Genomic DNA, 13637 nt, shown 5'->3' with positions numbered 1-13637 from the left:
GAAGAAGGTTTCTTCTAGAACTTTAAATTTATTGGTTAAGCACTTTCGCCATATCTTGACTTAACGTCACCATACCACCACTTACCGGCAGTTTTTTGAATCCATGGGATAACCCACTTATCTAAACCAAAGGCGCGTCCAGATCCGTTCATTAATGCAAAGGCAACAAATAAGAACCAAATGTTAACCCAATAGAACATACCTGATAGACAGAACATAACAACTAAAACGATGGTTGCAGCATTAGCTAACCATGTAAATAATCCAGCAATAATAGCTAAAGCAATTAAAACTTCAACGATTGTCATGAATTTTTGCATGAATAACGCAACATCTTGGTTAGGCATAATGAATTCCATAATAGATGAGAACCATTTTGGCATTGATTTAAAGACAGTCATAGGTTCTTCACCATAAGCATAACTTAAACCAAATGTTGGATCAGGAACAGCAGCGGCAGCACCAGCAGCTGCGTCAACCGCACCGCTTGCACCAGTTGTTGCTTCAGCAGCGCCACTTGCACCACTAGTTGCATCAGCAGCTTGTTGTAACCATGGGAATGGGAAGACAACAGTATCTGTAAACCAAGAACCTTCACCAAACCAAGTGCTTGGACTTAACACTTTACCGTTACCAACGATTTTCTTCATTGATTCAACTAACCAAACTGAACCGTAGAAAACACGTAATGGCACTGACCATAAAACATTACTGTTACGTGAAGAATGTCCACGTAAGATGTTTCGTTGGTCGCCAATTCTAAAGAATTCATGCATAATGTATTGGAACATATAATATCCTGAACGAATATCAAAGAAATAACGTAAGTTAATAATGTGTTTCATTGCCATTGCAAAGAAACCACTCATATGATACTTATCAAAGACACAAGCTACAGCATATTTAGAGCCGATAGATACCATGAACCCATCGTATTTACCTTTATAAGCTTCTTTTTCAGTTCCGTTGATATCAGCTAAAATATTTTTAGCTGCACAATGGCCTGTTTGTTCAGCAGCTTGAACAATTTGTGGTGTTGGTGTGTTTTCTTTTTCTTCAAAGTAAACTAAGTCACCAATCACATAAATATTTTTATCTTCATAACCTTTAGCTTGCATGTACTCATTAGCTACTAAACGAGCTGCACGAGCTGATTCCATTTCAAACTCTTCTGCATCACTGTTAGCTTTAACACCAGCAGTCCAGATTAATGTGTGAGTTGGAATTTTTTCACCAGATTTAAGAACGATATGATCAGCAGCTACTTCAACGATAGGTGTATCTTTTAAGATTTTAACACCTTTTTTAGTTAAGTATTTTTCAGCTTTTCCAGCATCGTTACGGTCTAGCATGTTTAAAATAGTAGGTGCAGCTTCAACTACCATTAAGTTGATTTCGCTTGGATCGATTTTATTTAGTTTCGCTAATTTATCTTTCCAATCAATTAATTCTCCTACCATTTCGATTCCTGTAAATCCAGAACCACAGACGACAAAGTTTAACATTGCTTTGCGTTTTTCTGCATCAGGTTCCATTGAAGCTAAAGTTACTGTTTTTTGGATATGTTCGCGAATTTTAATCGCATCGTCCATAGACCAAAGAGTGAAACCATTTTCTTTAACGCCAGGAGTACCAAAGTCGTTAGGCTCGCCGCCCATACCTAATACTAAATAATCGAATGAATAAGTGCCTTTTTCGGTTTTGACAACTTTGTTTTCCTTATCAACATTAACCACTGAGTCAGTAACAACACTAACATTTTTTCTTTTACAGAATAATCTTTGTAAATCGTATTGGATCGCTTCTGGCTCAACGCGTCCACCCGCTACTTCATGTAATTCAGTCATCATTGTTTGATATGAATGACGATCAATTAAGGTAATATGGATGTCGCTATTTTTCTTTAATTTCTTAGATAGCATCTTAGTTGCTGCTATCCCAGAATATCCAGCACCGACTACAACAATTTCTGTTTTAGCCATGATAAATTTCTCCCCTTTTCTTAAAAAGAATATAATATAATAAAAAATGATTACGTGAAAAAAAATACACAATCGTACCTATTATAAAGCCTGAGGTTTAAAAAGTCTAATTAAATTTAGTTGTTTTGAATTAAAAAACAAGATTAAATTTTTAATCAGAATATTTGTGAAAAAATGAATAAGTTAAATAAAAAGAATTGCTTTTTAAAGAGGAATAAGTTAAAATTAGTCCTGTAAAATAGTTCACATGATTAAAAAAAACAAAGGATGGTTTTATAGTTATGAAAATGAAAAAATTAATTACTGGCGTAACGGTTTTAGCAATGTCAACTTTATTGTTAGCGGCTTGTGGCGGAAGCAAAGATAAAGATACAAAAGATTCATCAGCAGCATCTTCATCAGTTGCAAAAGATACAAAAGAGTCTAAAAAAGAAGAAGCTCCTAAAAAACAAATCGCTGGTGGCGAACTTAAAGACGGCGAATACACATTAGAAGAAAAAAATGAAAACCAAGATTACCGTGCGACATTCACTATGGTAGTAAAAGACGGTAAAATTGCAGAATCTAAATATGATAACATCAACAAAGATGGCAAATCAAAAACAGAAGATGCTAAATACAATGAAATGATGGAAGAAAAAGCAAAAACTAGCCCAGAAAAATTCATTCCAGAATTAAACGAATCTCTAGTTGCTGCACAATCTGCTGATGGTGTTGAAGTTGTAACAGGCGCAACTCATTCAGCTGAATCTTTCAAAAACTATGCACAACAATTAATTCAAGCAGCTCAAGCTGGTAAAACAGATAAAATCGAAATCGATAACGGTGCTAAATTAAAAGACGGTGACTACACATTAGAAGAAAAAAATGAATCTAATGGTTACCGCACAGTTTTCACATTAGTTGTAAAAGATGGCAAAATTGCAGAATCTAAATATGATAACATCAACAAAGATGGCAAATCAAAAACAGAAGATGCTAAATACAACGATATGATGAAAGAACAAGCAAAAACAAATCCAAAAGAATTTATTCCAGCTTTAAACAAAGCATTAGTTGAAGCAAAAGAACAAAAACCTTCAGAAGTTGAAGTGGTAACAGGTGCAACTCATTCAACTCATTCATTCCAAATGTATGCTGAACAATTAATCAATGCTGCTGAAAAAGGCGACACTGCTAAAATTGAAGTAGACAACATTGTATTTGAAAACTAATTTTTGAATTATGGTAGGCGGCAAGTCATCTGGCTTGTTGCCTTTTTTTATTTGAAATAAATAAGAATTTATAGTTAAATAGGTAAGGAAATTAAAACTGGGGGAAAAACGATGAAATTACACAAGAAACACTGGTTCACATTATTTTTAGTACCAATGGCAACACTTGTATTAGCATCATGTTCATCTGATTCAAAAGACTCAACGAATACTAAGAAAGAAACCAACCAGTCAGGAACTGTCTTGAAAGAAGCCTATAAAAAAGAAGAGTTCTTAATGGGCACCTATGTTAGAGTTCAAATTTTTGATGAAGGTAAAGAAGATGTTTTAGATAAAGTCTTTGACCGTATCAAAGAATTAGATAAAAAAATAACTGTTAATCAAAAAGGCTCTGAGGTAGATGAAATCAATGACCAAGCGGGAATAAAGCCTGTTAAAGTGTCAGATGATGTTTACCGATTAACAGAAGATTCCCTTTATTATAGTAAAGACTCAAAAGGTGGCTTTGATTTAACCATTGGACCCATCACAAGTTTGTGGCACATTGGTTTTGATGATGCAAGAAAACCAGAACAAAAAGAAATTGATGAGAAACTTAAATTTGTTGATTATGAAAAAGTAAAACTAAATAAAAAAGATCAAACAGTTTTCTTGGAAGAAAAAGGAATGGAATTAGATTTAGGTGCCATTGCTAAAGGTTTTATTACAGATGAAGCCATTAAAGTTTTGAAAGAAAATGGTGTAACAACTGCTATTGTTGATTTAGGTGGCAATGTTTTTGTTTTAGGCGATAGTCAAAAAGGTGAAAACGGCCAGTGGAAAGTTGGAATACAAGATCCCAATGAAGCAAGAAATACGATTGCAGGTTCAGTGAAAGAAAAAAATATGTCCCTTGTTACTTCTGGAATTTATGAACGAAATCTGGAAGTTGATGGAAAAATGTACCATCATTTATTTGATTCTAAAACAGGCTATCCTTTTGAAAATGAAATAGCCGGAGTAACAATAATTTCAAAAACATCAGTTGCTGGGGATGGTCTTTCGACAGGTGTCTTTTCAATGGGTGTTAAAAATGGCATGAAATACGTTGAGGAACGTGATGACATTGAAGCTATTTTTATTACTAAGGATGACCATATTTATTTGAGTAGTGGCATTAAAGACAACTTTGAATTAAATGAAGAATCACCTTATAAAGTAAAAGATATTAAAGATTTAAACTAAAGAATGAGGCATAAAAATGACAATGAAAGTTTTTTTTGAGTTAGTAGAAATTCGGACCAAGCTTGCTAGTTTGTTTCCGTTTTTAGTTGGTTTATTATTTTCAGCCTTTTATTTTGACCAAGTGAATGCTGAAAATATGATTTTATTCTTTGCCGCAATGCTTGTTTTCGATATGGCAACAACTGCGATTAACAACTTGATGGATTTTAAAAAAGCTAAAAATGACCACTATCAAGAGAATACGAATATTGTAGGAAGTGCTAAATTAAGTGAAAAAAAAGTTAGTTATTTGATTTATAGCATGATTGCTTTTTCAAGTTTGGTTGGAATTTATTTAACGTATCGAACAAGCTTGTTACTTCTAGCAATGGGAGGCATATGTTTCTTAATTGGTATTTTCTATACGTTTGGACCAGTTCCTTTATCTCGAATGCCATTAGGAGAAATATTTAGTGGCGTAACCATGGGCTTTGGTATTTTCTTCATTACGATCTATTTAAATATTGCTAATTTAGATGTGTTGCGTCTGTCATTTGTTGATGGTCAGTTCATGATTTATGGTAAAATAAAAGAACTAATTTTTATTGTGTGGGCGTCAGTCCCAATGATTTTTACAATTGCCAATATCATGCTAGCCAATAATTTATGCGATTTGGAACAAGATATTAGTAATCATCGCTATACACTACCTTATTATATTGGTAAAGAAAACGGTGTGAAATTATTTCAACTGTTAATGTATAGTTGCTATTTCTTTATTGTAGGTGGTGTTATTATTGGTATTTATCATTGGGCAATGTTAATTGTTTTATTAACATTACCAATCATCTATAAAAACTTAACGATATTTAAAGAAAAACAAGAAAAAGCAACAACATTTGGGATTTCCATTAAAAATTTAATATTATTTAATGGAGCACAAGTTGTTGGATTAATTTTAAGTTTAATTATTAAGTAAGGAATGAAGAGATTAACTTTTTATAGTTAGTCTTTTTTTTTGAAAAAAAAAGGGGTAAAAGGTTGATATACCAAGGAAAAATTAAAATCAGCTATTCCGTTTTAGAATAGCTGATTTTTAATTTTATAAGGCTAATTCTAAAATAGCCACAATATCTGATGCTGATAAAGCTTTTAGATGACCAACTGTTTGTGAGTCATTTTTAGTAGCTCGTTGCGCCATTTCTTCAAAATGAGTTTGGTCAATATCAAAGTCAGATAGAGTTTGGCGCATACCCATTGCTTTAAAGAAATCGCGAGTTTTTTCAATACCTAAAGCGATGATTTCTTCATTTGTATAAGCAAAGGGATCAATATTAAAAATACGGACACCGTATTGAACAAAAATATCAGGATAGAATTTACTTACGTAAGTCATCCAGGCAGGGAAAATAACGGCCATTCCTTCACCGTGGACAATGCCGTATTGTCCGCTAACTTCATGTTCAATTCTGTGAGACGCCCAATCAGGTTCACGTCCAAGTTCTAAACTATTGTTATGAGCCATTGAGGCTGTCCACATAATTTCAGCACGTAATTCATAATTTTCTAAATCATCGATTAAGTGGGTGCCGTTAATAATTAAAGATTTTGCTGCTCCTTCTAATAAAAAATCAGTTAAATTAACATGTTTAACACGAGTAAAGTATCGCTCTAATAGATGAGTTAAGATATCTGATACACCAACGCCTGTGTGGTATTTTGGTAATTTTAACGTATACGCTGGATTTAAAATAGAGAACTTCGGAATAATTAAATTAGTTTCAACACCTAGTTTATGCTTTTCTTTAGAGACAATGGTGGCATTTGACATTTCTGAGCCAGATGAAGCCACTGTTGCAATAGCACCAATTGGTAAGGCTTCGGTAACTTCTTCTTTTCCTAAAAAGAAATCCCAAGTATCCCCTTTATAAAGTGACCCAAAAGATAGAGCTTTCGCTGTATCAATAACGCTACCACCACCAACTGCTAAAATAAAATCAATGTTGTTTGCGATAACTTCTTTTTCTAGTGATTGAATTAAGCTTAGTTCAGGATTTGGTACAACATCTCCATTTTTGAATAAATTGATGTCAAACTCTCGACATTCTTCTTCGATAGTTTGGTAAATATTTAAGTCAAAAATATAGTCACCACTATATAACACTAAAACATTTTTTGATTGGGTATATTGATTAATTAATTGTCCGACTTTTTTTTCTTCACCTTGTCCAAAGTAAATATTTGCAGGATTGTGATAGTTAAAATTTTGCATGAGTAGTATCTCCCTTATTAATCGTATTTTTAGTTGGAAGAAATACATTTAATAAAGAGTAATCATTTAATATATTAATCGAATGTTTTCATTTTCAAAGAAAGAAAGCCATTCGTCATTAATCGGTTTTTTATCTGTAATAACTGTTTGAACTTTTGAAAAATCACTAATCAAATGAATGGTTCTAAAATCAAATTTTGTGTGATCAACTACTAAAATATTATGTTTTGATTGCACCATAAATTGCTTTCTAACAAGAGATTCAACTTCACTATTGTCTGTTGGTCCAATGCCTAAAGATAGTCCAGAGCTACTGATAAAGGACTTATCGATTAAATATCTGGCAATGTCAGATTGAGCGTTAGCGCCAACAAAAGAGTGAGATACTCGTCTAAAATTCCCACCAATACCAATTAAATCAATGCGAGGATTGCCCTTTAAGCAATTAAAGATATCAATAGAATTAGTTATAACCGTAATTCTTAATTGCGTATCTAATAATTGATTAGCAATGGCCAAACAAGTGGTTGAACTATCTAGGGCAATAGAGTCACTGTCTTCAATTAAGTCAACAGCGTGTTTGGCCATAACCTCTTTTTCTTCCATATACATGGACTCTCTTAAAGGAAGAGGAACTTCTTTGTCTTTGATATTTGGCATAAAGGCGCCACCACGGACACGCTTTAATTTTTTTTCGCCTTCAAGTGTGTCCAAATCTTTTCTAATTGTTTCTTCTGTAACACCAAGCATTAAACTAAGGTCGGTTACTTTTACGCTACCTGTCTTTTCTAATAGAGTAAGGATAGCGTTTAGTCTATCGTATTTTATCATGATTATCTTTCCTTATCTTAAGGTTTTTCGCTACCTTTATCTTAACAAAAAAAAAGAAAAAGTAAAGATTAAAAAGAAATAATTCAAAATTATTCAAAGAAAAACAAAGAATATAATTAACTATTTTTTTGAATTTCTTCGAAATGTCTTGTTTTTCTTTTTTTATTTATGTATAATTCAATTAGTTGGAAGCGAATACATTTATTTTTTTCAAGGGGGATGAGTTTAAAAATAGTATTCTATTAAGCTTTTGTAGTAAAAATAATATCATTTACTGAAATGGGGAGAACAAAAAATGGAAAAAAAGAAAAAAGGGCACTTTATGGGGATGGTACCTCTTATTATCTTTTTAATTTTGTATATGACAACAGGGTTGGTTTCAGGAAGTTTTGAGAATATGCCGTTAATGGTGGGGATTTTAATTGCCTCATCTATCGCGTTATTAATGAATAATAAGGATAATCCGACAACGTTTGAAGACCGTGTCATGATGTTTTGTAAGGGCGGGGGCGACTCTGGTTTAATGTTAATGGTGGTTATCTTCATCTTAGCGGGTGCTTTTTACGGAGTGGCTAATGGGATGAACGCTGTGGATTCTATTACGAATTTAGGATTAAGCGTCTTACCTTCAAATTTAATTTTACCAGGACTATTTGTTATTGGATGTATCTTAAGTTTTGCGATGGGAACATCTATGGGAACGGTAGCGGCGTTAGCACCAATTGCCATTGATATAGCTGAAAAAACGGGCAGCAATGTGGCGTTAGTTTGTGGTATTGTTGTTGGGGGAGCAATGTTTGGAGATAATTTATCATTTATCTCAGATACAACGATTGCAGCAACAAGAAGTCAGGGAGTATCAATGAAAGATAAATTTAGAGCCAATATTTTGATGGTTCTACCAGCTGTGGTTATCAATTTAATTTTGTTAGCATTGCAACCAATTGATGCCACAGCTCTTTCAACAGCAACACATGACTATAATTTAGTTAATATTATTCCATATATTTTAGTTATTATTCTTTCTTTAGTAGGTGTTCAAGTATTACTGGTAATGGTAGCAGGTATACTATCAGGAATGGTAATTGGGTTAATCCATGGTGATTTTAACATTATTGAGTTTATGAAAATTGCTCATGATGGAATGAAAGGTATGGAAGACATGGCAATTATTGCTGTTTTAGTGGGTGGTTTAGTGGCTTTAATGAATTACTTAGGTGGGATTGATTGGTTACTAGAATTATTAACTAAGAACACAAAAAGTGCACGTGGCGGGGAACTTTCAATTGCTGCCTTGGTTAGTTTGATGGATATTGCCACAACTAATAATACTATTTCAATTATTGCAGCAGGACCTCTAGCTAAAGATATTTCTGATCAATTTGGTATTTCAAGAGCAAGAACAGCTAGTTTACTAGATATTTTCTCTTCAGCTTTTAATGGGTTACTCCCATATGCAGGACAACTTCTAGTAATTGGTGGTATGGCAGGCGTTTCTCCTGTTAGTATCATGCCTTATAATTGGTATTCAATTTTAATGATTGTTATTAGTTTAGTATCAATTGCTATTGGTTTTCCAAAAGGGAAATTATCTGATCATAAAGGATTAGTAAAAAAAGAAACAGTTGTTGTAGAAGGAGAAGCTTAAAATGGAAAAATTTAATACGCATTTTTTAATGTCACACGAAGATGTAAAAGAATATGTTACAAAAAAATTATCTTTGTTTTCTGAAGAGGCAGAGTTAACTATTAAAGAAGTCGGTGATGGTAATATTAATTATGTTTTTATCGTTGAAGATACAGTAACTAAAAAAAGTGTTGTAGTAAAACAAGCTGACGTTTTATTACGTTCTTCTGGTCGCCCATTAGATATTAATCGAAATAAAATTGAAGCAGACATTCTAAAAATTCAGTATGATTTAGTTCCAGCGTTTATTCCGGAAATTTATTATTATGATGAAAAAATGGCTGCTTTGACAATGGAAGATATCTCAGCTTACAAAAATTTACGTTACGAATTAGAGGCACAAAAAACATTTCCAAAATTAGCTGATGAGATAAGTACCTTTTTAGTTGAAACACTGCTGTCAACGACTGATTTAGTATGGGATAGACAAGATAAAAAAAATCAGGTGAAAAACTTTGTAAACATTGATATGTGTGATATTAGTGAAGACTTAGTATTTACTGAACCATATAATGATTATAAAAAACAAAATGTTATTATAGAAGAAAATCAAGCATTTGTTGAGAGCTTTATTTATAGTAACCAAGCATTAATAGCAGAAGTTGCTAAATTGAGAAATAATTACATGAACAATGCGCAAGCATTAGTTCATGGTGATTTACATTCTGGTTCTATCTTTGTTAATCAAGAAGGAATGAAAGTAATCGATCCAGAATTTGCCTTTTACGGTCCGATGGGTTATGACATTGGTAATGTGATCGGCAATCTTTTCTTCCCGTTAGCTAAAAATGAGTATTTTGATGAAAATGCAGAGTTTGGTTCATGGTTAAAGGAAACAATTCAATCGATTTATGATCAGATAAAGGAAAAGATGCAAGTAGCTTTTGAAGAAAAAGTAACACTATCTCTTTATCAAGAAGAGTTGTTTAAAACAAATTATATCAATGATATTATGGCAGATACGCTAGGTTACGCAGGTACTGAGATTATCCGCCGTGTCATTGGAGATTCTAAAGTAAAAGAAGTATCTAATGCACCTTTAGGAAGTGCGCGTGTGGCAATGGAGCGTGCGTTATTAAAAGTGGGGATGACTTTTATTTTACACCGTGATGAATTAACTTCAGGTGAGGATGTTGTTAAAGTATTTGATTTAGTTAAAGCCTAAGAACAGGAGAGAAACCATGAAAAGAGCAGATTATAACATGCCTTTCCTTTTACAATATGAAAACGTTGCGTGGTATGAAGAGGGAAAAGTAAGAATTTTAGACAGAAGAATTTATCCTACTACTATTGAGTTTGTAGAGTGTTACACCCATCAAGAAGTAGCTCAAGCAATTACAGATATGGTGACACAAAGTGCCGGACCATATACAGCTGCTGGCATGGGGATGGCGTTAGCCGCGTATGAAGCTAAAGATCTGACAAAAGAAGAACAACTTGATTTTCTAAAAAAAGCGGCGCATACCATTGGATACGCTCGTCCAACAACAGCTAATCGTATGACTCAGATTACTAATAATTGTTATGAAGTTGGAAAAAAAGCATTGGAAAATAGTGAGTCGGCGATTGAAGCAATTTTTGATACAACGATTGATTCTTTGAATCGCCGTTATACGATTATGGACAAGGTTGGCCGAACATTACTTAAAAAAATTCCTAAAAAAGGAAAAATACTTACGCAATGTTTTGGTGAAACGATTGTTGGAACTCTATTAAGAGCAGCTAAAGAAGAAAATTATGAGTTAGAAGTATATTGTGCTGAAACAAGACCGTACTTACAAGGGGCTAGATTAACGTCAAGTTGTGCAGCTGATTTAGGGTTTAAAACAACCGTCATTACTGATAATATGGTAGCTTATGTGATGGAAAATAAAGGCATTGATGTGTTTACATCAGCTGCAGATTCGATTGCAAGAGATGGTCATATTGCTAATAAAATTGGTACAAATCAAATAGCAATTTTAGCCCAACATTACGAGGTTCCTTATTTTGTGACAGGTATTCCTGATAGTGATAAATTTGGCAGACAAGATATCGTGATAGAAGAACGCGATCCAAAACAGGTGCTGGAGTATCGCGGCATTCCTAATACGTTACCAAGTGTTAATGGTATTTATCCGTCATTTGATATTACAGCTCCATCAAGAATTAGTGGAATTGTGACTGATAAAGGTATCTATTCACCTTATGATTTAGAAGAATATTTTACAGAAGAACAAACACGCTTTTATTAAACTGGTTAAGTATGACCATATACACTAAGTCAGTGTTTGTTGAGGAAAAGAGAAAAAGGATGGTTCACCATGAAGTATTTAGAGGAAAGAAAACAATTAGTGGCATATGGTAAAAAGATGTTAGACGAAAGATTAACTACTGGAACAGGTGGCAATCTTAGTATTTATATTAGAGAAGACAATGTTATGTTAATTACACCAAGTGGTATTCCTTATAATGAAACAATCGAGGAAGATATCGTGTTAATGACATTAGAAGGAGAGGTATTAGAAGGAGAGAGAAACCCGTCAAGTGAATATGACATGCACCGTGTTTTTTATCAAAAAACAGAGCATGTTAATTCTGTGGTTCATACTCATTCAGAATTTGCGACTGTATTTGCTTGTTTGCAAGAAGATATTTTACCTCTTCATTATATTATTGGTTCTGTTGGAAACCGAATTAGATGTTGTCGCTACGAAACATTTGGCACAGCTAAATTAGCGGATGTAGCTTTTGAAGCTATGCAAGAAGATAAAGGAATTTTACTTGGTAATCATGGTACATTAGCTATTGGAGAAGATTTAGCTTCAGCATTTTCAGTAGCAAAAGATATCGAATTTATCGCTAAATTATATTACCGAGCAAGATCAATTGGAACACCTGTCTTGTTAGATGATAGCCAATTAGATGAAGTTATCGAAAAATTCGGGACGTATGGGCAACTTAGAATTCACGGCCAAAAATAAACCAGACTTTAGATGTATAGCGTTTCATTTATTAGCATGATAAACTTTTCTCAAAAGAAATAAGGGAGAATGAATATTATGGAAAAGAAACAATATCAATGTGAAAAGTGTGGCCACAATCATTATATTTCAGACCAGTTTCAAGCAACAGGTGGTAACTTTGCTAAAATTTTTGATGTGCAAAATAAAAAATTTATAACTATTAGTTGTGAAAAGTGTGGGTTTACAGAATTGTACCGCGCAGATACATCAGATGGTTGGAATGTATTAGACTTTTTAATTGGTGGTTAGACGTTGGTAGATAACTATCAAAATTTTAAGAGACTGAGACTTGATATGTCCCAGTCTCTTTTCTTATGAGTGTAACCGCCTGTGATCATTGATTAATTGGTTATATTGACTATCACCTAATCCATAATCAGGGAAAAGTAGCATTAATTTTATTAGCAATTCATTATCTGTTAAGGCGTCATTCATCTGAATAAATTGTCTGATTGGATTAGCAGGATTACTTAAATCTAAATAATGTTTGATTCCCTGGTGAAGAACAGGCAAAGGAGCATTGTTTTGATATCTCTTATTTAAAATAACGTCTTTATAAAGAGCTGTGTAGACACCTAGTGTGAGTTTATATTCATTGATGCTATAATTTTTTTCATGAATTGCGTGATAGTAAATATCACCCTTGTATTGAATTTGTTCTAAATAAGCTAGAATAGTCAGTAAGTTTATTTGACAAAACATATCGTCACCAAACCATAAAACTAGACATTCATACTCTTTGTCTTGAAGAATTTTTAGAGGCGCCCAAACTTTTTTTATGTAGTTTTCTGGGGTGCTTTTGTGACCAGTGGCCCTTGTTTTGATAAATTTAGAAGAAAAAATGGGATACGTACTTTCATTACTACACATTGCTTCATTAAAAGGAACGTAGTCACTGTTTCCCATGAGTTGATTATTTTTGAAATCATGATACATGAACTCGCCGTTTAAAATATTTAAGATGGCTGTGTCATAAGTAGCCTGTCTATTCTCTTGTTTAGCAGCAAGTTCTATTTTTTTTGACCCATCAATCATATAATCACCTATTTCTTTCTTTAGTTTTAATGTGTGATAGTTCTGAATTAATTTTTTAGATTGGCGATAATTGTAAGGAGTAATGCCATACATAGACTTAAAACTTCTGGAAAAAGCCTCTTGAGAAGAGTAACCATAGTTTATGGCGATAGTAATAATTGGTAAATTAGGTTGTTGGATCAACTCTTGACTAGCTAGAAATAATAACCGGCGCTGAATATATTTTTTTAAAGTAATACCAGTCTGTTGGTGAAATTTAAAGGAGCAGTAATAAGGTGAGTACCCCATCACTTTTCCTAAATCTTGAATAGAAAAGTTTTCAACGAGATGCTCTTCAATCAAGTCGATCATTAGTTGAATGATTTCTGTATTCATAGTTTCCTCCTGTCTTTTCTTTGATTTTATTTG

At 33.2% G+C, this 13637-nt stretch carries 12 protein-coding genes; 8 read left to right on the top strand and 4 right to left on the bottom strand.

Going from position 1 to position 13637, the window contains the following annotated elements:
• Window positions 1-35 precede the first annotated feature (35 nt).
• On the bottom strand, window positions 36-1982 hold the full coding sequence (locus RR554_RS04535) for an NAD(P)/FAD-dependent oxidoreductase (protein ID WP_332463195.1): 1947 nt from the start codon (window positions 1980-1982) through the stop codon (window positions 36-38).
• A gap of 281 nt (window positions 1983-2263) precedes the next feature.
• On the opposite strand from RR554_RS04535, the gene pplA reads away from it, so the two are divergent.
• The 3 genes from pplA to menA all read left to right on the top strand — a co-directional run bounded on the left by pplA (window position 2264) and on the right by menA (window position 5378).
• Entirely contained in the window at window positions 2264-3196 is a 933-nt protein-coding gene (pplA, locus tag RR554_RS04530; RefSeq protein WP_332463194.1) for an extracellular electron transfer flavoprotein PplA, read from the top strand.
• A 111-nt stretch (window positions 3197-3307) separates the two neighbouring features.
• Window positions 3308-4420 carry an FAD:protein FMN transferase gene (locus RR554_RS04525; RefSeq protein ID WP_332463193.1) on the top strand — a complete coding sequence of 371 codons (1113 nt, stop codon included), beginning with the start codon at window positions 3308-3310 and terminating at the stop codon, window positions 4418-4420.
• Window positions 4421-4436: 16 nt separating this feature from the next.
• Complete coding sequence (gene menA, locus RR554_RS04520) at window positions 4437-5378, top strand: 1,4-dihydroxy-2-naphthoate polyprenyltransferase (RefSeq protein WP_332467509.1); 942 nt, start codon at window positions 4437-4439, stop codon at window positions 5376-5378.
• A gap of 123 nt (window positions 5379-5501) precedes the next feature.
• Here menA and RR554_RS04515 read toward each other — a convergent pair whose 3' ends face one another.
• A complete protein-coding gene (locus tag RR554_RS04515) occupies window positions 5502-6671 on the bottom strand; it encodes an iron-containing alcohol dehydrogenase (protein ID WP_332463191.1) in 1170 nt (389 codons plus the stop codon).
• A 66-nt stretch (window positions 6672-6737) separates the two neighbouring features.
• Complete coding sequence (locus RR554_RS04510) at window positions 6738-7502, bottom strand: DeoR/GlpR family DNA-binding transcription regulator (protein ID WP_332463190.1); 765 nt, start codon at window positions 7500-7502, stop codon at window positions 6738-6740.
• 295 nt (window positions 7503-7797) lie between these two features.
• Here RR554_RS04510 and RR554_RS04505 point away from each other — a divergent pair, with 295 nt between their 5' ends.
• From RR554_RS04505 to RR554_RS04485, 5 genes are all read left to right on the top strand, one after another.
• Window positions 7798-9150, top strand: coding sequence for a Na+/H+ antiporter NhaC family protein (locus tag RR554_RS04505; RefSeq protein ID WP_332463189.1), 1353 nt, complete (start codon window positions 7798-7800; stop codon window positions 9148-9150).
• A 1-nt stretch (window position 9151) separates the two neighbouring features.
• A complete protein-coding gene (gene mtnK, locus RR554_RS04500; RefSeq protein WP_332467508.1) occupies window positions 9152-10354 on the top strand; it encodes an S-methyl-5-thioribose kinase in 1203 nt (400 codons plus the stop codon).
• 16 nt (window positions 10355-10370) lie between these two features.
• The gene (locus RR554_RS04495) at window positions 10371-11423 is read left to right on the top strand and encodes a s-methyl-5-thioribose-1-phosphate isomerase (protein ID WP_332463187.1); all 1053 of its coding nucleotides are present in this window, start codon (window positions 10371-10373) and stop codon (window positions 11421-11423) included.
• Between the two features lie 69 nt (window positions 11424-11492).
• Window positions 11493-12152, top strand: a complete 660-nt coding sequence (locus tag RR554_RS04490; protein WP_332463186.1) for an L-fuculose-phosphate aldolase — start codon at window positions 11493-11495, stop codon at window positions 12150-12152.
• Between the two features lie 78 nt (window positions 12153-12230).
• Window positions 12231-12443 (top strand): zinc ribbon domain-containing protein, encoded by a 213-nt coding sequence (locus tag RR554_RS04485; RefSeq protein ID WP_332463185.1) that lies wholly within the window; start codon window positions 12231-12233, stop codon window positions 12441-12443.
• 63 nt (window positions 12444-12506) lie between these two features.
• On the opposite strand, the gene RR554_RS04480 is transcribed toward RR554_RS04485, so the two are convergent.
• On the bottom strand, window positions 12507-13604 hold the full coding sequence (locus tag RR554_RS04480) for a helix-turn-helix domain-containing protein (protein ID WP_332467507.1): 1098 nt from the start codon (window positions 13602-13604) through the stop codon (window positions 12507-12509).
• Between the last annotated feature and the right edge of the window lie 33 nt (window positions 13605-13637).

Source organism: Vagococcus sp. (genome assembly GCF_036639995.1).
In the GTDB taxonomy this organism is placed as follows: Bacteria; Bacillota; Bacilli; order Lactobacillales; family Vagococcaceae; genus Vagococcus.
This window is presented reverse-complemented; position numbering and strand designations above follow the sequence as displayed.